At 74.1% G+C, this 19270-nt stretch carries 16 protein-coding genes; 9 read left to right on the top strand and 7 right to left on the bottom strand.

The features are described 5' to 3' along the window. Positions 1-20 precede the first annotated feature (20 nt). From ACFWBF_RS12885 to ACFWBF_RS12870, 4 genes are read left to right on the top strand one after another with little or no spacing between them, the layout of a single operon-like run. Complete coding sequence (locus ACFWBF_RS12885; protein ID WP_385599589.1) at positions 21-1169, top strand: lantibiotic dehydratase C-terminal domain-containing protein; 1149 nt, start codon at positions 21-23, stop codon at positions 1167-1169. After that, entirely contained in the window at positions 1166-2923 is a 1758-nt protein-coding gene (locus ACFWBF_RS12880; RefSeq protein ID WP_385599586.1) for a hypothetical protein, read from the top strand. The genes ACFWBF_RS12885 and ACFWBF_RS12880 overlap by 4 nt, the downstream gene beginning before the upstream one ends. Then, positions 2920-4854 (top strand): TOMM precursor leader peptide-binding protein, encoded by a 1935-nt coding sequence (locus ACFWBF_RS12875; RefSeq protein WP_385599583.1) that lies wholly within the window; start codon positions 2920-2922, stop codon positions 4852-4854. The genes ACFWBF_RS12880 and ACFWBF_RS12875 overlap by 4 nt, the downstream gene beginning before the upstream one ends. A gap of 37 nt (positions 4855-4891) precedes the next feature. After that, the gene (locus ACFWBF_RS12870) at positions 4892-6595 is read left to right on the top strand and encodes a thiopeptide-type bacteriocin biosynthesis protein (protein WP_385599580.1); all 1704 of its coding nucleotides are present in this window, start codon (positions 4892-4894) and stop codon (positions 6593-6595) included. Between the two features lie 13 nt (positions 6596-6608). Here the strand turns inward: ACFWBF_RS12870 and ACFWBF_RS12865 are convergent, their stop codons facing one another. The 3 genes from ACFWBF_RS12865 to ACFWBF_RS12855 form a co-directional block, all read right to left on the bottom strand. After that, on the bottom strand, positions 6609-6995 hold the full coding sequence (locus tag ACFWBF_RS12865) for a hypothetical protein (protein ID WP_385224378.1): 387 nt from the start codon (positions 6993-6995) through the stop codon (positions 6609-6611). Between the two features lie 313 nt (positions 6996-7308). Continuing rightward, positions 7309-8244 carry a MurR/RpiR family transcriptional regulator gene (locus tag ACFWBF_RS12860; protein ID WP_385224312.1) on the bottom strand — a complete coding sequence of 312 codons (936 nt, stop codon included), beginning with the start codon at positions 8242-8244 and terminating at the stop codon, positions 7309-7311. Positions 8245-8372: 128 nt separating this feature from the next. After that, complete coding sequence (locus tag ACFWBF_RS12855; protein ID WP_385599577.1) at positions 8373-9500, bottom strand: hypothetical protein; 1128 nt, start codon at positions 9498-9500, stop codon at positions 8373-8375. A gap of 278 nt (positions 9501-9778) precedes the next feature. Here ACFWBF_RS12855 and ACFWBF_RS12850 point away from each other — a divergent pair, with 278 nt between their 5' ends. Next, entirely contained in the window at positions 9779-10489 is a 711-nt protein-coding gene (locus ACFWBF_RS12850; protein ID WP_385599574.1) for an ABC transporter ATP-binding protein, read from the top strand. Between the two features lie 12 nt (positions 10490-10501). Further along, positions 10502-11299: a hypothetical protein gene (locus ACFWBF_RS12845; RefSeq protein WP_385599571.1), complete on the top strand. Its 798-nt coding sequence runs from the start codon at positions 10502-10504 to the stop codon at positions 11297-11299. Between the two features lie 19 nt (positions 11300-11318). Here ACFWBF_RS12845 and ACFWBF_RS12840 read toward each other — a convergent pair whose 3' ends face one another. Further along, positions 11319-11657 carry a hypothetical protein gene (locus ACFWBF_RS12840; RefSeq protein ID WP_385599569.1) on the bottom strand — a complete coding sequence of 113 codons (339 nt, stop codon included), beginning with the start codon at positions 11655-11657 and terminating at the stop codon, positions 11319-11321. Between the two features lie 120 nt (positions 11658-11777). Here ACFWBF_RS12840 and ACFWBF_RS12835 point away from each other — a divergent pair, with 120 nt between their 5' ends. Then, positions 11778-12968 (top strand): MFS transporter, encoded by a 1191-nt coding sequence (locus tag ACFWBF_RS12835; RefSeq protein ID WP_385599566.1) that lies wholly within the window; start codon positions 11778-11780, stop codon positions 12966-12968. Here the strand turns inward: ACFWBF_RS12835 and ACFWBF_RS12830 are convergent. Beyond that, the gene (locus ACFWBF_RS12830) at positions 12932-14389 is read right to left on the bottom strand and encodes an amidase (protein WP_385599559.1); all 1458 of its coding nucleotides are present in this window, start codon (positions 14387-14389) and stop codon (positions 12932-12934) included. The two genes, ACFWBF_RS12835 and ACFWBF_RS12830, sit on opposite strands and share 37 nt — an antisense overlap. Before the next feature lie 150 nt (positions 14390-14539). Between ACFWBF_RS12830 and ACFWBF_RS12825 the strand changes: the two genes are divergently transcribed. Next, positions 14540-15151 carry a TetR/AcrR family transcriptional regulator gene (locus ACFWBF_RS12825; protein WP_385599556.1) on the top strand — a complete coding sequence of 204 codons (612 nt, stop codon included), beginning with the start codon at positions 14540-14542 and terminating at the stop codon, positions 15149-15151. A 73-nt stretch (positions 15152-15224) separates the two neighbouring features. On the opposite strand, the gene ACFWBF_RS12820 is transcribed toward ACFWBF_RS12825, so the two are convergent. Next, a complete protein-coding gene (locus ACFWBF_RS12820) occupies positions 15225-15593 on the bottom strand; it encodes a hypothetical protein (protein WP_385599553.1) in 369 nt (122 codons plus the stop codon). A gap of 104 nt (positions 15594-15697) precedes the next feature. Continuing rightward, entirely contained in the window at positions 15698-18421 is a 2724-nt protein-coding gene (locus tag ACFWBF_RS12815) for an exo-beta-D-glucosaminidase (RefSeq protein WP_385599550.1), read from the bottom strand. A 462-nt stretch (positions 18422-18883) separates the two neighbouring features. On the opposite strand from ACFWBF_RS12815, the gene ACFWBF_RS12810 reads away from it, so the two are divergent. Beyond that, positions 18884-19261: a hypothetical protein gene (locus tag ACFWBF_RS12810; RefSeq protein WP_385599547.1), complete on the top strand. Its 378-nt coding sequence runs from the start codon at positions 18884-18886 to the stop codon at positions 19259-19261. The last annotated feature ends 9 nt before the right edge of the window (positions 19262-19270 follow it).

The following is a 19270-nucleotide window of genomic DNA, read 5'->3' as shown; positions in this document are numbered from 1 at the left end:
AGACGACAGAGGAAGGGACGGTGCCGCACGTGCACCCCCACGACACCGGCGCCCGCGACGTGGTCGCCTACCACCACCACCCCGTCAAGGCCCCGCTCCTGCGCGAGGTGATGCTGCCGCTCGCCGAGTCCTGCGCGGCGGACGGCCTGGCCGCGCACGTCGAACGGCACTGGCTGCACGGCCCCCACCTCAGGCTGCGTCTGCAGGGCCCGCCGGCGCAGGTGGACGCCGCCGCCGAGGCCGCCGCGTCCCGCATCCGCGGCTGGCTCCGCACACACCCCTCGCACGGCGACCTCACCGAGGCCGAACTGCTGGAGCGGGCCGCCGAGGCCGGGCGCGCCGAGCTCATCGCCCCGCCCTACGGCCCGATCGTGGCGGACAACACGGTCCGGATCGAGCCCGTCGACCGCTCCCCGGTACGCGGCCTCCTCGGCGACGACGGCGCCGGGCTGCGCGACGACCTGCTCCGGGCCGGGCTCGGCGCGCTGCGGGCCGGAGCAGGTTTCCTCGGGGACCACGGCGACAGCGCACAGGCACGGCTCCAGCTCGCGGTGGCCGCTCTCGCCGCGCACGCGGCCGCCCATCCCGGAGGTCTGGCGGGCGGCCACTTCTCGTACGTCTCCCACCTGGAGGACTTCCTCCTCCACGACGACCCGGACGGGCGGCTGCGCGCCCGCTTCGAACAGCACTGGGAACAGGCCGGCGACACGGTGACCGCTCTCGTCGGGCGGATCGCCGCAGGCGGCGCGCAGGGCTGGGAGCGGGCCTGGGCAGACTTCTCGGCGGGCGCCTGGCAGCTGACGCAGGGCCGGTACGACGCGGGCGCCGACCTGCACGGCGCCCCGCTCGAATATCGGGCGCGAGCCGCCGCCACCGGGGACGCCGCGGCGGCCGAGCGCTGGAACCAGGACGTCCGCACCCAGTACAGCGAGTTCCACCGGCTGCTGCGGCGCTCCGACCCCGACGGGGCGATGTGGAGCCGTCCCGACTACCTGGTGTACCGGTCCTGCACCAACGCCCTGTACCGGCTCTTCGCGATCTGCGACATCCGGCCGCTGGAGCGGTACCTGGCGGCGCACCTGGTCGTCCGTACGGTGCCCCGCCTCACCGGCTGCGACTGGCGCGCGGAGATCGACGCGGTCATCGACGTCGTGGAGGCGAGGGCGTGAGTGCCGTGACCGCCGCCCCCGCCGAGCCCGCCCCCGCCGCCGCTCCCCGGACCGTACGGAGGCTGCGTCCCGGAGTCGCCGTGACCCCGCTCCGCAGCGGCCTCCACCTGAGGGGCCGGCGCGGGAGCGTCACCCTGGAGGGCAGCACCGCGCTGCCCTCGCTGTGGCGCCTGCTGGAGGAGCCGCTGCGGGTCGGCGGGGTCGAGGACCTCCTGGACGGCATGGAGCCGGACGCGCCCCTGCGCGCCGCGCTGGACACCCTCCTCGGGCAGTTGGCCGCGCACGACCTGCTCGTGGCGGCGCCCGCCGGGCCGGCCGCCGCAGACCCGGTCGCGCAGTGGATCGCCGTCACGGCGCAGCGTCCCGCCGCCGCGGCGGCGGCGCTCGCCACGACGCGGGCCGAGGTGGTGGCCGGCGCCCCCGACACCCCGCTGGCCGGCGCCGCCGGGCGGGCACTTGCGCGGGGCGGGCTCCCCGTCTCGTACACCGTCGACCCCGACCTGCCCGCGGGCCGGGTCCTGCTGTACGCCCACGGCGCCGGACCGGGGCGCGGGGTCGCTGCCGGACTGTGCGGCGAGCGCGGCTACGCCACCGCCCCGGCCAGCGCGGCCCGACTCCGGTCCGACGCGGCGGCCCTGGAAGCACGGCTCGGGCCCCCTGCGCCCGCGCCGGCGGGGTCCACCGCGTTCGTCTCCCTGCTCGCGGGCGCCGCCGCGCACCGGCTGCTGTGCAGCGCCGCCGGGCTGCCGGACCCGGCGCACGAGGGCGAGGACGAGCGGCTGCTGCCCGGGCTTCCCGCGGTGCTCCTCGCGGACGCCCGCCCGCTGCGGGCCGAGTACCGCACCTGGCCCGGCCCCGGCCGGGCCGACGCCGACCGGCCGACGGACCTCGCGCCCGCGGCCACCCTCGGCGAAGCGTTGCGCCGGATGGCGGCCCTGTGCGACGCGCGGTGCGGCGTACTGCCCGAGCCGCTCCCGGGGGACCTGCGGCAACTGCCCGTACCGCTCGCCGCCTGCGAGCCGCCCGCGACCGCGCAGTGCGGCGGGAGCCTGGTCGGCGGCGCGCCGCGGCTGGACCTGGCACGCCTGGAGGTGTTCTGCCGGGCCGCCGAACTGCTGTTGGGCGGGGCGGCTTTCACTGTCGGCGCGAACCCGGGGCACGCCCGCGGCCGCGCCCTGCGCGAGGCGGCCGTCCACCGCTGCGGACCACCGGCCGGGCTCCCGTCCGTGGCCGAGGCGCGGTGGGCCGGGCATCCGCAGGTCCGCCACTGGTGGACGGCGCTGACGGGCCGCCTCGCCGTGGCCGCCCGGCTGGAGGTGTTCCGGGCCGCCCCGGGCGAGGAGGTGTACCGGGCCGTCGTCCGCCGGAGCGCATCGGTCGTGCTGGGTGACGCCGTCGAGGCGACACCGGGTGACGCGGCGGCGCACGCGGCGCTCGCCGCGGTGGCCGCCGTTTCCGCCGGGGCGCCGACCCCCGTACGCACCCCTCCCTCGGGCGGCGCGGTCGCCCCGCTGGCGTCCGCCGGAGCGCAGACGGCCGCCTGGGAGGACTGCGGGTGGACCGGACGCTGGCTCGCGGACACCGCCGGACGCGAGGAGGAGCTCCAGGACGCACTGCACAGGCTGACGGGAGCGGGAGCGGCCTTCCCGGCCTTCCCCGCGCGGGCGCCCGTACCGCATCGGGCCCGGCAACTCGCCGACACCCTACGGGCCTTCGGCTTCACCGTCCTGTACACCCCGGGGGAGGCCCGATGACCGCCGTGACCGGGAGCGGGAGCCCGACCGTGACCGTGACCGGCCCGCTCGGCGCGCTGCCCGTACCGGTGCTCGACGCCGGCTCCGCGACGGCGGCCGTGGCCGGCCCGGCCGTGGTCCTGCTGCCCCGGTGGACGCCGGGGCTCGCCGAGGAGCTGAGCCGGCACGCGCTCGGCCACCCCGTGGCCCTGGTCCCGGTGCGCTTCGACGGGGCCCTGACGGTGGTGGGACCGGTGCTGCGCCCAGGCGCGGCGGCCTGCCTGTGCTGCGCCGAGTACCAGCGGCTGGCCACGGCCGGCGGCCGGGTCCCCTGGCAGAGCCCGAAGCTGGCGCTGGCCGGCGTGCCGTCCCCGGCGCTCGAAGAGTCCGTCGGCGCCCTCGTACTGGACCTGTTGGAACCGCGGGACGGTGACGACGATCCGGGAAGCGCCGTCGTCCATGTCGTGCACCAGGGCCGCGCCACCTGGTCCACCCACCGCATCCGCCCGGTCGGCGGCTGCGCGGTGTGCCGTCCGCTGCCGTCGGACTGCGCCGCCGGGGCGGCCCCGCTGCCCTCGCAGCCCCGGCCGCTGCCCGACCCGTACGTACTGCGCAGCCCCAACCCCCGCACCGGATCGGACGAGTTGAGGGCGGCCCTGTACGACGAGCGGTTCGGTCCGGTCCGACGCCTCTTCCGCTCCGAGGACTCGGCCTTCTGCCTGACCACGGCGTTCGTGACGGACGGCCGGTCCGTCGACGACGGCGGCTACGGCCGGGCCCACGACTTCGCCGACAGCGAGCGGATCGCGCTGTACGAGAGCATCGAGCGGTACGCCGGGATGCGTCCGACCGGCCGGCGCACCGATCTGCGCGCCTCCTTCGCCGACTTGGGCCCCGGCCGGGCGGTGGACCCCGAGCGGCTCGGCCTGCCCGACCCGGCCTACCACGGGCACCCCGCGTCACCCACCGTCCCGTACACACCGGATCTGGAGCTGGACTGGGTGCACGGCTGGTCGCTCACCCGGCGGCGGGCGACGGCCGTCCCCGAGCACGTGGCGTACTGGGACGTGCCGGGCGCCGGCCGGCCGCGCGTGGTGTACGAGTCCTCCAACGGCTGCGGACTGGGCAACAGCCCCGAAGAGGCGGCGCTCTACGGCCTGTTCGAGGTGGCGGAACGCGACGCCTTCCTGATGGCCTGGTACGCGGCGACGCCGCTGCGCCGCATCGAGCCGCCGCCGGACGACCCGGGTACGGCCCTGCTCGCGGACCGGGCGGCCGTGGCGGGCTACCGGCTCGTCCTGCTCGACGCGACGAACGACTTCGGCATCCCGGCGGTCGTGGCGGTCTGCCGGTACGAGGGCTCCCACCCGCAGGCGCCGCGGATGTTCCTGGCGGCCGGGGCCCACCACGACCCGCGCGCGGCGATCCGGTCGGCGGTGGCCGAGGTCGTCACCAACGTGCTGGAGTCGGCGCACCGCTCGCTCGCCGCGGGCCGCCCGCGCGATCCCGAGCGGCTGCGCCCGATGCTGGACCGGCCGGAGCTGGTCGTGAGCCTGGACGACCACGTCGGGCTGAACACCCTTCCCGAGGCGGCACCGCGCCTGGAGTTCCTCTTCGCCGACATGCCGTGCCTGGCGGTCGCGGAGGCCTGGCCGGGGGCGCCCGAGCCGGTGGGCGACCTGACCGCCCTGCTCGAAGCCACGGTGGAGCGGCTGTCGCGGGCCGGCCTGGAGGTGATCGCCGTCGACCAGAGCGAGCCGGGGGTGCGCGACCGGCTCGGCCTGCACTGCGTGAAGGTCGTCGTGCCCGGCTCGCTGCCGATGACCTTCGGGCACGTCAACCACCGCACCCGTGGGCTGCCCCGGCTGCTGGAGGTCCCCTACCGGCTCGGCCGCACCGACCGGCCGCTGCGGTACGAGGACCTGGCGCTCCACCCGCACCCCTTCCCCTGATGCCCGCCGACCGCAGACCTGGACGCGAGGACCACCCGTGACGACGACCACCGACACCTGGCACAGCCACCACCTCTTCCTGCACTCCACCCCCGAGGACATCGACGCGTTCCTGCTGCGGGACGCGGCCCCGGTCCTCGACGGCCTGGTGGCCTCCGGGCAGGCCGACCGGTGGTTCTTCATCCGGTATGCGCAGGACGGCCCCCACGTACGGATCCGGGTGCGCGCCCCCGGTGGATCGGCCGCCGCGCAGCTGCCCGAGCAGCTGGTCCGTGCGGCGCGGGCGGTGCCGGTGGCGCCGGGCCCGTGGCCGTCCCGCCACGGCGAGGTCCGCGCCGTGGCGTACGAGCCCGAGGCGGACCGTTACGGCGGCCCGGGTGCGCTGGCGGTCGCCGAGGAGGTCTTCGCCGCTTCCACCCGGGTGGTGCTGGAGGCCTTGCGGGCCTTGCACGGCGGGGAAGGGGGCGGGGCCGCGGCGCGGCTGATGCTCGCGGCGGACCTGGCCCACACGACGGCGTACGGGCTCGGTATGGACCGGCTCACCGCGGCGCGCTGGCTGCGCAAGCACGCGGCGGGCTGGCGGTGGGTGACCGAGGTCCCGCTGCTCCCGGGCGCCTCGGTGCACATGCAGGTCAACTCCGTCTACGGTGCCCAGCGCGCGGGGCTGGCGCGCCGTGCGGCGAACGTGCGGGAGCGGCTCGGCGCGGGCACCGCCGCGCCCTGGCTCGGCGCGTGGGCGCAGCGGGTCAGCGAGGCCGACGCGCTGATGGTCACCGGGAGCGGGGAGGAACTGACCGAGGACAGGCGCGCGTGCGTCTGGGCATCGCAGCTCCACATGCTGTTCAACCGGCTCGGGGTCACCCCCGACGAGGAGCGGGCGGTGTGTCGGCTCGCCGCCCGGACCCTGCTGGAGACGGACGAGCCGCCCGGCTTCTTCCCGCCCGGGCACACCGCGTCCGACGTGCAGTACCTGGAGCGCAGCAAGTTCCAGATCGGCCGGGGCGAGGACACGGCGCTGCGGTCGCTGCCGCCCGGGCCGCCGACGGCCAGTGACGCGCAGGAGGCGGCGACCCGGCCGGAGATCGACCTTCCGGCGGCCCCGCTGCCGGAGGTGTCGCTGCGCAGCGTGCTGGCCGGCCGATCCTCGCTGCGGGGTGCGCTCGGGGGGCCGGTGGACGCGGGCACGCTGGGATCCCTGCTGTGGCACTCGCTGTCCGAGAGCAGCCGCACCGAGCACGGCCCCGCGGACGGCCCGGTCCAGGTCCTGGCCCACCGGCCCTATCCGAGCGCGGGCGCCCTGTACACGGCCCGGGTGCGGATGCTGGTCCTCGACGTGGCCGGCGTACCGGCGGGCACGTACGACTGCGTACCGGAACGCCGTACGCTGCGCCGGGTCGGCCCGGCGCCCGAGGCGTCGCAGGTCAAGGCGCTGTCCACGTATCTCTCCCGCCCGGCGACGGACCCGGACTGGATCGGCGTCGAGGCGGCTCCGGCCGTTCTGGGCGTGTACGCGGACCTGGGCCTGCTGCGCCGCCGCTACGGCCTGCGCGCCCTGCGCCTGGCCCTGCTGGAGACCGGCCACATGGTGCAGACGCTGCTTCTCACCGGGGCCGCCCTGGGCCTTGGCGGCACTCCGCTGGGCGGCTTCCACGACGACCTGGCCCAGGAGCTCTTCGGCCTGGACGACCTGGACCAGCCGCTCCAGTACCTGCTGCCGCTCGGGCGCCGCACGACGGGGTGACGGGGGACGGAGGTCAGCGCTTGCGCTGCGCGGGGGTGCTCACGAGCAGCGAGTCGGTGACGAGCCGGGCTCCGCGCGACAGGCGGCCGAGCTGCTCCAGCTCGATGGCGTACATCCTGATCGTGTTCTCGATCACGGACTCGGCGACGCCCATCATGGGCAGCTCGGCCCGGCAGGTGTGCAGTGCCACGCGCACCGCGCGCATCTCGTGCTGGAGCTGGAGCTGCACGTGCCTGGCCAGGAGCGCGGGATGACGGGTCAGCGTCAGGTAGCCGCCGTATCGGGCCGGCAGGAGGTCCCGCAGCCAGCGCGTGGCCGTGCGTTCCCAATCGTGAGTCCCGGGGGCCTTGACCTGCAAGGGCCAGTCCGGGCTGCGCGTGATGGTGGCCGTCTGGGGCATTCTCGTCACTTCCGAGTGGTGTCGAACTCTGATCGAGAGCTGTGCTGGGGCGGCCTCGGCCCAGGGGTTGACCGAGGCCGCCATGCGTTCAGCGGGATCCGTAAGCCGGACTGGACGACCCGCCGTGACGTGAGGAGGAGCATCACGCCGGGTGTCTGTTCTGGGAGGACGTGGGGACGTCTCCCTGGCATCTTGGTGGATCCGGAACGCCGCCGTCAGTAAACATATATACCGTCGAGTAAGCAAGAGAATGAAAAATTTCATACGCCTGGATGGCGTGAATACGCCGGGGGTGGATCAGGTGAAATTCTCGCTACAGGAAGAAACCGTGCTGGTCGGCGACCTGCTCGTACCCTTCGAGGCGGGCCTGGGTCCGCTCGGGATCCGCATCGGCCATGGCTTGCAACAGTGCGGCGGAAAGCATCCCGGGCGCCGCGTACGAGTCGAACACCAGGCGTGACCCGGTGGGGGCGGTCAGTGCGACATCCGCCTCCTCGACCAGCGGCCCCAGGGTCGGGTCCGTGATCAGCGCGACGCGCAGCCCCGTGCTGCGCGCGGCCCGGAGCGCGGCCAGGGTCTCCCTGGCGTGCCGGGGCATGGCGAAGGCCAGCACCCACGTGCCGCCCGCGGCCCTGGACTGGAGCAGGCCGTCGTACGCGACGCTGCCCCCGCGGGTCACCACGCGGACATCCGGGTGGATGCGGCGGGCCGCGTAGGCGAAGTACTCCGCGAGCGAGACCGAGATGCGCAGGCCCAGAACCGTCAGCGGCACCGAACGGGCGAGCTCCCGGCCGATGTCCAGCACCTGGTTCGTGTCGGCCAGCAGCCGCCGTACGTTCTCCAGGTTCTCGATCTCGGCGTCAACGGCTGCCTGGAGTTCGTTGCGGCGGATCTGCTCGCGGCTGTCCGGGGTGGCGGGGGCGCCGGCCACCGCGCTCAGCGCGATCGGCTGGAGCACGTCCCGTAGGGCCGGATAGCCGCTGAAGCCCAGCGACGCGGCGAACCGGGTCACGGACGGCTGGCTGACGCCGACCCGCTCGGCCAGCTCGGTGATGGAGAGGAACGCGGCCTCGGTGAGGTGGTCGATCAGGTACTGGGCGATCCGCCGTTGCCCGGGCGACAGCCGACGCCCGTCGAAGAGCGCGAGCAGCCGGTCGGCCGGGGCGCGTCCCAGCTGCGACGCCTGCTCACCCGGCCCGGTCGGCGTGATCGCAGAAGCCTGTGCGCGTGCCTGCTGCCCCGATGACACCGGCGGGCCTCCTTCTTATGTCACTCGTGTTCAAACATAGCTCACCCCTTGTGTTCGGATGATCAAATACCACGCCCGGCACCGCCGCGACGACCCCGGCAGCGCCGGAGCCGTCGCGGCGGGGGCGATCAGCTCGGGAGGTACGCCTGCCGCGAGGCGCACTTCCACACCACGGCCCGGGTCTTGCCCGAGGCGTTGACGGCGCTGCCCGCGGCGCGGTCGTCGTCGGACACGGCGACGGCCGAGGCGGCCTTGCCCGCGGCCAGCCGGGGGAGCGCCAGCACGGGGCCCGAGCCCGGCCACAGCACGGCCTGGTCGGCCGCGTTGATGCCGGCGTCCTCGGGGTGGAAGCGGGCCGAGCCGACGGCCGCGCCGGTGGAGGGGCTGATCCCCTCCAGGCTCGCGAACGGGTGGGTGCTCAGGCGACCCGGCGAGGAGCCCGGGGCGCCGTACGGGGCCGTCCACACCCACGGCGTCCACTCGTAGCCCGGCCCGTACCAGTCGCTGCCGACGATCGTCCCGTCCGTCGCGATGCCCGTCACCCAGCTGTAGTTGCCCCCGCTGCCGGCCTGCGGGAGGACCCGGGCCGGACCCCCGTCCCCGGGCCACAGCACGGGGTGGGAGTACTCCACGCGGCCGCCGGTGTCCGGCTCCGACCTGTGCACGCTGGCGACCACGTCGCCACGGGAGTTGATGCCGCCGACGGTGGCGACGTACGCGTCCGGGCCGATCTCCTCGGGAATGCCGAGCGTCCGCTCCAGCGCCCCGTCGGCGTAGACCCGGATGGAGTGGTCGCCGTACCCTGCGGCAGCCACGCGGCCCGCGTCGTTGACCTTCAGCCCCGCCACCGACCGGATGGCGTCGGGCAGGCGGGAGACGGAGGCGTCGCCCGCCCGGTAGGTGAAGCCGACCTGGTCGGTGGTGCCGTAGGGCCGGTACCAACCCGTCATCAGACCGCCCTGGTTCACCCCGACCAGCTCGCTCTCGATGCGGCTGCCGTCGGGGACGGGCACCCGGTGCACGGTGCTGCCGGTCCAGTAGACCGCCTTGCCCCGGGACGAGCCGACCGACAGGGTGCCGCGGCCCAGGGCGCGTACGCCCTCCTGCGGCCAGGACACCTCGGCGCCGGGCAGCGTCCCCAGCGCCGTGAGCGCCGGCTTGCAGGGCACGGACCCGGCCGCCGCGGCCGGGCCGGCCGCGGTGACCAGTCCGGCCAGAACGACCGCGGCCCCGGCGGCGGCCATGTATTTCCTCATGTGTTCCCCCCTGGTTCGTATGTACGGAACTCATGGTGCCCCGGGGGCGGGACGGAAAGGGGGTGGAACCGAACAGACCGCGGTGGACAGGCTGATTCCGGCCGTGGGCGGGCCGATTCCCGGCCATCGCGGGCCAGTGACGCGGCGGAAGCCGGACGTCCCGCCGGCGATCGAGTTGCCGAAGGGTCTTGCGTCCGGAAGGTGACAGATGAACAAATTCGGAAGGCGGAGCGCTCGGGGACAGCGCGCGCCGGACGATCCGAGGGGGAACGCACACCATGTCGCAGCAAGAAGTCACCACACTGGCACCCACCCTGACGCCCATGGTGGTGGTGGAAGGGGTGCGCCGCAGCTTCGGCAGCGGCGCCCAGGCCGTGCACGCGCTGCGCGGCGTGTCCTTCGAGGTCCGCCGCGGCGAACTCACCGCGCTCAAGGGCAGGTCCGGCTCCGGCAAGACCACCCTGCTCAACGTGGTCGGCGGCCTCGACACCCCGACCGGCGGAACCGTCCGCCTCGACGGAACCGACCTCGCCGAACTGGACGAGACCGGGCTGCTCGCGCTGCGCCGGGACCGGATCGGCTTCGTCTTCCAGTCCTTCGGCCTGATCCCGGTGCTGACCGCCGCCGAGAACGTGGGGGTCCCGATGCGGCTGGGCAAGGTCCCCGCCCAGCAGCGCGAGGAGCGCGTCCGCACCCTGCTCGCCCTGGTCGGCCTGACCGAGCACGCCGACCAGCGCCCGGGCGAACTCTCCGGCGGCCAGCAGCAGCGGGTGGCCGTGGCCCGGGCCCTGGCGAACGAGCCGGCCCTGATCATCGCGGACGAACCCACCGGGCAGCTGGACTCCGAGACGGGCCGCTCCATCATGCAACTGCTGCGCGCGGTGGTGCACAGCGAGGGAGTCACCGTCCTGGTCGCCACCCACGACCCGGCCTTGATGGAACTCGCCGACCGGGTGGTGGAACTGCGCGACGGGCACATCGTCGAGTGAAGAATGTCCGCCATGAGCACGAGCGAGAGCGCGAGCGACAGCACGAGCGGTGACGGCGCGGGGCCGGACCGGGAACTGGTGGAGCGGCTGCACCGCCGACTCGACCGTATCGAGAGCCTGCTCGAACCCTCCGTCGGACCGGGGGAGGGGAGACCGGCCTGGCGTCAGCCCACCGAGGGGGAGGAGCGCTGGGCGGTCACGGTGGCGATCCTGGTCGCCGTGGGACTCCAGCTCTTCCTGCCGAACCGGCTGACCGTCCAGCCGCACTGGCTGCTCCCGGCACTGGAGGTCACCTTGCTGCTGGCGCTCGCGGCCCTCAACCCGCACCGGCGCCTCGACCGCAGCTCGTACCTGCTGCGCGGGCTCAGCCTGAGCCTGGCCGCCTCGATCAGCCTGGCCAACGCGTGGTCGGCCGTGAAGCTCGTACGGGAGCTGCTCCACGCCACCGGGGCAGGAGGAGCGCTGGAACTGCTCAGCACCGCCGGCTCCGTCTGGGTGACCAATGTGATCGCCTTCGCACTCTGGTACTGGGAGTGGGACCGGGGCGGCCCGGCGGCCCGGGCCCAGGGCACCAAGGACTACCCCGACTTCCTCTTCCCGCAGATGGGGCAGGAGCAGATCGCCCCGCCCGAATGGCAGCCCTCCTTCAGGGACTACCTGTACGTGGCCTTCACCAACGCCACCGCCTTCAGCCCGACCGACACCATGCCGCTGACGACGTGGGCGAAGCTGCTGATGATGACTCAGACCGCGGTGTCACTGATCACGGTGCTGCTCGTGGTGGCCCGGGCGGTGGGCATCCTGCAGTGACGGGCGGCGGCCGGACCGGTCACATGCCGGGGCCGTAGCCGGGGTCCTCCGTCTGGCGAGGGGTCCACCACTCGGTGAGCCCCCACGCCCCGAGCGCGAGCGCGGCCAGGGCCGGCAGGAGCGCGAGCCAGGGGTTGCGCACCCACCGCGTGGTCAGCGTCCAGGTGACGAGCGGAATCAGGCCGCCGCCGAGCAGGATGAGGGGCAGGTCGACGAAGAGCACGCTCAGATCGCGGGCATGAGCCTCGAATCCGCCGTCGAGGCTGAAGGCGGCCCGCGGCGCCCACAAGAGGGCCCCGGTCGTCGCCCCGAGACCGGCCAGGAGGCGTCCGGCGAGCTGCCTCACCTTCGGATCCATGTCCCTGGCCCGTCCCGCGGTCCGTCTTGGGGTTCCTTCACTGGTTCCTTCGCTCATACCCGCGACAGACGCGGCGGCGCGGCGCTTGGTTCCAGCGGATGCGGGGATACCTTCGGCGGCATGGACGGTGATCGCCGAGGGTGGCGCCAGTGTTTGCTCGGCGGGGCGGTGTTCGCGGTGTGCATGGCCGGCACCACGCTGCCGACCCCGCTCTACGGGCTGTACCAGGAGAAGTTCGGATTCTCCGAGCTGACCGTGACCGTCGTGTACGCCGTGTACGCCTTCGCGGTCATCGGCGTGCTGCTGCTGGCGGGCAACGCCTCCGACGCCGTGGGCCGACGGCCGGTACTGCTGGCGGGCCTGGGCTGCGCGGCGGCGAGCGCCGTCTGCTTCCTGGCCGCCACCGGCCTGGGCTGGCTGTACGCGGGGCGGCTGCTGTCGGGGCTCTCCGCCGGGCTGTTCACCGGCGCCGCCACGGTGTACGTGATGGAGCTGGCCCCGCACGGAGGCGCCTCCCGGGCCACGTTCGTGGCGACGGCCGCCACCATGGGCGGCCTGGGCTGCGGACCGCTGCTCGCGGGAGTGCTCGCGCAGTACGCGGCCTGGCCGCTGTACCTGCCGTTCGCCGTGCACCTCGTACTCGTGGCCGCCTCGGCCCTCGTCCTGCTGCGGCTCGAGGAGACCGTGGGGGAGCGGCGGCCGCTGCGTACCGTACGGCCGCAGCGGCCCGGCGTGCCCGCGCAGGTGCGGGCGGTGTTCGGGCCCGCGGCGATCGCCGCCTTCGTGGGGTTCGCGCTGTTCGGGGTGTTCACGTCGGTCAGCCCGGCCTTCCTCGCGCAGTCGCTGGACGTGCACAACCACGCCGTGAGCGGGTTGGTCGTCGCACTGGCCTTCTTCTCCTCGACCGCCGGGCAGCTCGCGGTCGGCCGGGTCGGGGTGGGACGATCGCTGCCGTTGGGTTGCGCCGGGCTGCTGGCCGGGCTCGGGCTGCTCGCGGGCGCACTGCGCTGGGACCTGTTGCCGCTGGTGCTGTTGAGCGCGCTCGTCGGCGGAATCGGGCAGGGCCTGGCCTTTCGGGGGGCCGTGTCCGCGGTCGCCGAGGCGTCTCCCGCGAACCGCCGCGCCGCGGTGATCTCGACGCTGTTCGTGGTGGCGTACGCGGGCATCTCGGTGCCGGTGATCGGTGTGGGGGTCCTGGTGGGTCCCCTCGGTCTGGAGGGCGCCGGGCTGGTGTTCATCGCGTGCATGGCCGTCCTCGTCTCGACCGCGGCCCTCTACCTGCTGCGCCGGCCGGTACCGGCGAGGCCGTGAACGCGGACGCGGACGGGGTCGATCGGCGTGAGCACGCCGAGCCGGTCCTCGACCGCCTGGGCCGCGTCCAGGCACAGGTCCTCCCGGAAGGCGCGGCCGACGATCTGCACCCCGCACGGGAGCCCGTCGACCACCCCCGTGGGCACGGCCACGGCGGGCACACCCACGAAGCTGGTCACCGTGCACAGGCGCATGCCCGACGCGACCCGGTCCCGGCCCGCCCTGTCGCGTGACTCCAGCCCCGGCTCCACCGGCGGTTCGGTGAACGAGGGGCCGAGCAGGAGCGGGTATTCGTCGAGGAACTCGGCCCACGAGCGGCGGATGTTCAGCCAGGTGCCCATCAGCTTCATGAACTCCTCCGCGCTCGCGGGCGGAGTCCGCTCCATCGCCATGCCGATGTAGCGGTCGCCGCCCGAGCCGAGGAGGGTGCGTACCGCCGGCCAGGCCGGGGCGAACTCGGTCACGGTGATCCGGCCGTACGCGTCGAGGGCCTCGTCCAGCCTCGGTACGTCCGCCACCTCGCGCACGTCGTATCCGGCCTCGCGCAGCGCCTCGGCCGCGGCCTCGACGGCCGCGAGGACCGTGGGGTCGACGCCGTGCCCGCCCGGATCCGCCACGACCGCGACCTTGACCGGTCCGGGGAGCGGATCGCCGTACGCGGGCACCGGTACGGCTCGCGGGTCACGCGGATCGGTGCCCGCGAGCACCTCGTACGCCAGCCTCAGGTCGGCCACGCTACGGGCCAGCGGGCCGTCGGTGACCAGCATCTGGGACGCCGGTCCGGGGTCGTCGGGGCCGAGGAAGCGGTGGTCCGCGGGGAAGCGCCCGGTGGTCGGTTTGAGGCCCGCCACACCGCAGAACTGGGCCGGGACGCGGATCGATCCGCCGGAGTCGTTGCCGAGGCCGAGCGCCGCCATGCCCGTGGCGACGGCCACGGCGTCGCCGCCGCTGCTGCCGCCCGGGGTCCGGTCGCGGTCCCAGGGGTTGGCCGTGTCGCCGAACAGCTCGCTGCGCGTGTGCATCCCGGCAAGGATCAGGGTGGGTACGTTGGCGTGCCCGATCGGGATGGCCCCGGCGGCACGCAGCCGCGCCACCGGGGGAGCGTCGGCCGATGCCACGAGATCGCGGAATCGCTCCACGCCGAAGGTGGTCGCCGCGCCCTCGATGGCGGTGGTCTCCTTCACCGTGAACACAACGCCCGCGAGCGGCCCCGGCGTTCCGCCGGCGGCCCGGCTGCGATCCGTCCGCGCCGCGGCCTCGCGCGCACGCTCCGCCAGGAGTTGGGTGACCGCGTTGACCTGCGGATTGACCGTGGCGATGCGGTCCAGGTGGCTCTCGACCAGTTCGACGGCCGACACCTCTCCGCTCCGTACGGCTGCCGCCTGAGCGGCGGCCGTCCTCTGCCACAAGGCGTCCTGCATGGCTCGTACTCTCCCCGTCGTCGTTGCTGCTGTCGCCTGTTTCGATGCGCTTGCATCGGAACCATACCCGGTGAACCGATGCGGGTGCATCGAATAGAGTGGCCGGCACGACAGCCCGCGGAGGGTGGGGGAACGAGGAGGCGATCGGGCATGCCCAGACAGGTGGACCACGAGGGCCGGCGCCGGATCATCGCCGAGGCCGTCTGCCGGCTCGCCGACGAACGAGGGCTGGAGGGCGTGACCCTGCGCGACGTCGCCGCCCGCGCGGAGGTGTCCATGGGCGCCGTCCAGCGGTGCTTCCGCACCAAGGAGGAGATGCTCGTCTTCGCCCTCGGGCACATCGGCGAGCGGATCGGCGAGCGCGTGCAGGCGCGCCTCGTCAGGAGTCCGGCCCAGTCGGCCGCCTCGGCCCTGGGCCACGCGGCCACCGAGGTCGCACTGCTCCGCGAAGAGCACCGCGCCGAGGCCAGGGTCTGGCTCGCCTTCGTCGCGCAGGCGGCTGTCAGCAAGGCACTCGCCGAGACGCTGAAGGCGAACTACGCGGCCCTGCAGGCGGCGTTCGCCCACCTCGTCTCGGAAGCCCGCGAGGACGCCGACCACGCCGCGCCCCTCGATCCGCGACGGGAGGCCCGTACCCTCCTCGCCCTCGCGGACGGTCTCACCATGCACGTCCTCATCGGCCACCTCACCCCCCAGGAGGCCCAGGAAGCCCTCCATGCCCACCTGGCGGGCCTGTGGGGCGGGCCGGGGGGGATGGCATGACCGGCCGGGCCCCCGGCGTGAAGGCCTGCGTCGGGGACCCGGCTGACGAAAGTGGACTGCGGCTGATCGGCCGTCAGGAGACGCGCTTCAGCGTCCATGCGTTGTTGTTGAAGCTGGGGTTCGAGGAGTACACGCAGCTGCTGGTGTAGTACGACGCCGTCTGGACCCAGCCCGCGGGCTGGTAGGTGGAGGCGCAGGCCTGGACGACGGTGCCGACGGGCAGCCCGGTGAGCTGCTTGATCTGCTTGATGTTCGGGCTGAAGCTCTGCGTGCCGCAGCTGCTGCTGTAGCCCCAGCTGACGTCGACGAAGCCGGCCGGGGTGAGGACGCTCGCGCAGGAGGTGGTGACGTCACCGGGGGCCGCCTGGGCGGGCGCGGCGGTCAGGGCGAACATCGCGGCGGCTCCGGCGAGGGCCATGCCTGTGGTGCGAAGGCGAGTCATGGGTGATGGCTCCTTGTTCATCGTGGACGGCCGATCAGGCCGGAAGCCATTACTACGGTCTGATGATCACTTCCGGATAGCGGCTTTCCGGCCTAAAGATCCGGTCATCCCGCCGGGACCGTCACCGTCGGTGCGTTCCACCCGGAAATGCGCAGTTTCGGCGCCGAGCCGCGCAGGTCACCGGTCCGGTACGCGGCCGTCAGCGTCGCCGACTCACCCGGCCAGAGGCTGATCTGGTTGTCGCTCCACCGGACGGGCAGCACGGGCGCGCCCCGCGCCCCCACCAGGTGGACGTCGGTGAGCAGAGCGGGCGTCTTCCCCGGGCCCGCGTTGCGTACGGTCACCGTGGTCGTGGACGTCCCCGCACCGTCCGCCGCCGTCGAGGCCGTCGCGGTGACGGTCGCCCGCCCCATCGAGTTCAGGCCCCTGAGATCGGCGTAGGAGGTGGTGGGGGTGTGGAACCAGGTGCCGTTCCCGTAGTCGAGCACGTCCGCCGTCGTGGAGAGCCAGTACACGTTGCGGCTCACCTCCCGCCCGCCCGCGTCCGTCAGCAGCAGCCGCGCCAGGTAGGTGGTGGACAGGCCGGCGATCGACGCCGGGACCGTCAGCGCGGTGCGGCTCGCGCCGCCGCCCGCGACGCTCAGGCCGCTCACCGTCCGGTCGTACTTCTGTGCGCCGTCGGTGTTGAAGAGGGTCACCCGCGCCGTCAGCCCGGAGGCCGCGGAAGCCCGGTTGTTGACCACCGACACCGCGCGGTTGTCGTACCCGTACTGGACGTGCAGGGGCTCGTTCGCCTTCTTCGCGCCGAAGTAGGCCCCGCCCTGGTCGAGGTACCGGTCCAGCAGCTGCCACTGCAGGGAGGTCCAGCCGCTGTTGAACATCCAGTAGATGACGCCGGTCGACGGGGCAGAGGAGTCCTTGGCGTTGCGGGCGTACGCCTCGAACTGGGCGCGCACGTTCTCGTACTGGGCGAGCTGTGCCTTGCGCACGTAGTCCTCGAGGCCGGTCGGGGGCCCGTAACGGCCCGCCAGGGCGGCGTCGTAGAGCCGCAGCGTCGCGAAGGTGGGCGAGGGGGAGCGGTGGAACTGGGCGGCGGACGGATCCCTCCACAGCGTCTCCAGCTCGGCCGGGGACATCATGCGGCGCAGCGTGTCGAGGGTCGGGACGTCCGGACCGGCGCTGGTCTCGGAGTTGAAGCCGGTGGCGCCGCCTTCCCGCTTGTCGTACCAGTAACCGGGCGGGACCCAGTCGTACGGACCGGTCATCCTCATTCCGGAGCCGCCGGTGAGCGGGGCGGAGGAGTCGGAGGCCGCGGGAACCACCGGGGTCCTCCAGTCGGCGGCCTTCAGCGCGTCGACGTAGCCCTCCTCGATGTCCTCGTTCGGTGCGAAGTCACTGCCGATCAGGAAGGAGATCACGCTGGGGTGGTGGCGCAGCCGGGCGGCCTCGGCGGCCATCGAAGCCCTGGCCACGGCGAAGTCGGGGGTGTCCCAGCTCTCCCCGGCCTCGGTGCCGTTGACCTCTCCCTCCCATTTGTCGCAGCACTCCCAGCCGGGAAGCGTCAGGATCCCGTACCGGTCGGCGAGGTCGAAGAACTCGTCGGGCTCGATGTGCCCTTCCAGGCGCAGGGTGTTCAGGCCGAGGTCCAGGGCGTACTTCAGCCGGTCCTCGACGTAGGTGCGGTCCCAGCGCAGGAACTCGTCGGGGGACCAGCCGCCGCCCTTGATCAGCAGCGGGCGGCCGTTGATCCGGTACTGCCGGGCGTCGTCGGCGTTCAGCGGAGCACGTACGTCGCGGATGCCGAAGGACTCGTGCGCGGTGTCGGAGGGCGCCCCGTTCACCGTCGCGGTCAGGTCGAGACGGTACATCGGCTGGCCGCCCATGGCGGCGGGCCACCACACGCGGGGCGAACGCAGCCGTAGTGCGGGGTGGTCGGCGGGGGAGAAAACCACGGTCTTGGTCTCGTGGGGGGCCAGGGAGACAGTGCGGCTGACGGTGGCCGGACCCGCGGTGCCGGACACGGTCGTGGTGACGGCGGCCGATGAGTCGTTGCGCACCCGGGCCTTGACGGTCAGGTCGGCCGAGGACATCGACGGCATGGCCAGTGCGGTCACCACGTGTGCGTCGCGCAGGGCGACCGGCCCGCCGCGGCGCACGGTGACGTCACGGACGATGCCCATGTTCTCGTCGGGCGGCGGCTGCAGCCAGTCGAGCCAGCCCATCGTGAGGTGCTCGCGCGGATTGTTGGGCTGGATCCGGAAGGCGACCGTATTGGTGCCCGCCTTGATCAGGTCGGTGACGTCCAACTCGTGCCGGGTGTACGCCCCGGCCACCGTGCTCGCGGCGGCGATCCGGCGGCCGTTGACGAAGACGTCCGCGGCGGAGATCACCCCGCTGAAGTCCAGGTACGTACGAGCGGTCGTGCCGGGGACGTTGAAATCGGACCGGAACCACCAGGGCACCTTGAAGTCCTCGGCGGGGATCCGCTTCTGGTGGGTGGAGTGGAAGGGGTCGGGGTACACCCCGGCGGCGAGCAGCGCCGCGAGGACGGTGGAGCGGGGGCCGGCCGGATACCAGCCGGCCGTCCGATAGCCGGGGCTGGAGACGGCGGCCGCGGACTCCGCGACCTTCTCCGTCGACTGGATCGTGTACCCGGCCAAGGCGGTCGCACTGCCCGGGGCCGCGCCGATCGTGGTGGCCCGTGGGCCGGGGGCGGCCGGGTGCGGGACGGGAGCCGCCCGGGTGGTGCCCGCGGTGACGGCCAGGACCAGGCCGACCACGGCCAGGGCGGTGGTTCTCGCGTGGACGAGGGCGAGGCGGTGCAACACGTGGCCCTCCTGAGGAAGCGGACCCCACCCCTATCGGTCGCCGCCCGCCACCGTCCACCCACGCCGCCGTGCCTTCAGCCCAACGGACCAACGAAGAGGTGTGAGGGGCGACGGGCGCCCGCCGATGTCGGATGTACCGCCGGCCGCGTGCTGTACGGGCACTTCGGCCTGCGGCGCTTGCGGGCGGCCCGGCGCCACCGGGGACGGTCGCGCGCCTCGCCGCGATCGTGGTCGACCCGTACCACGCTGCCGCCGACCGCTGGTGGCCCGGCGACGACGCCCAGGCCGCCGCCGCGCGGCTCCTGCTCGACGGGCTGGTCACCGTCAACCACCGCGGCAACCTGAGCCTCACCGAGACCGGCGCCGACCCCGCGCGCGGCGCCGGGCACCCGCTGCCGGACGCCCTGCTCGCCGCGCTGCGCCGGCGTACCGCACCCGCCGCACTAGCTCCGCGACGACGTATTGCGTACCGCCCGGCAGGAGTTCCACGCCGCCTGCCGCGCGCTCCTGCCGTCCGGGTCGTCGGCGCCGGAGTCCGTCCGCGGCTGCCTGGGCTGCACCGGGGTGCTGCTGTGCGCGGAGTTCAGCTTCAGCAGGGCCGCGTTGCTGGACCGCGTACCCCGCGGCGGCCCGGTGCGGTGGGCCGCGGCCGTGGCCACGGGTCTCGCGCTGGTCGCGCAGGGGCCGCATCCGGCGCTCGTGGAACTGGCCGGGCGGGATCCGCAGGGTGTGACCCGACTGCGCATCAGCCGGATGCGCACCCGTCGCGGCCGCAACCGGGGCCGGCCGCGCCGCCGCGTCGAGCACGTCGGGTATGTCGAGCGCGGTGCCCGCCCGTGAGGCGGGCAC

The organism is Streptomyces sp. NPDC060028 (genome assembly GCF_042736725.1).
Taxonomy (GTDB): domain Bacteria; phylum Actinomycetota; class Actinomycetes; order Streptomycetales; family Streptomycetaceae; genus Streptomyces.
The sequence above is the reverse complement of the archived record's forward strand: the minus strand, read 5'-3'. Positions and strand labels throughout refer to the sequence as shown.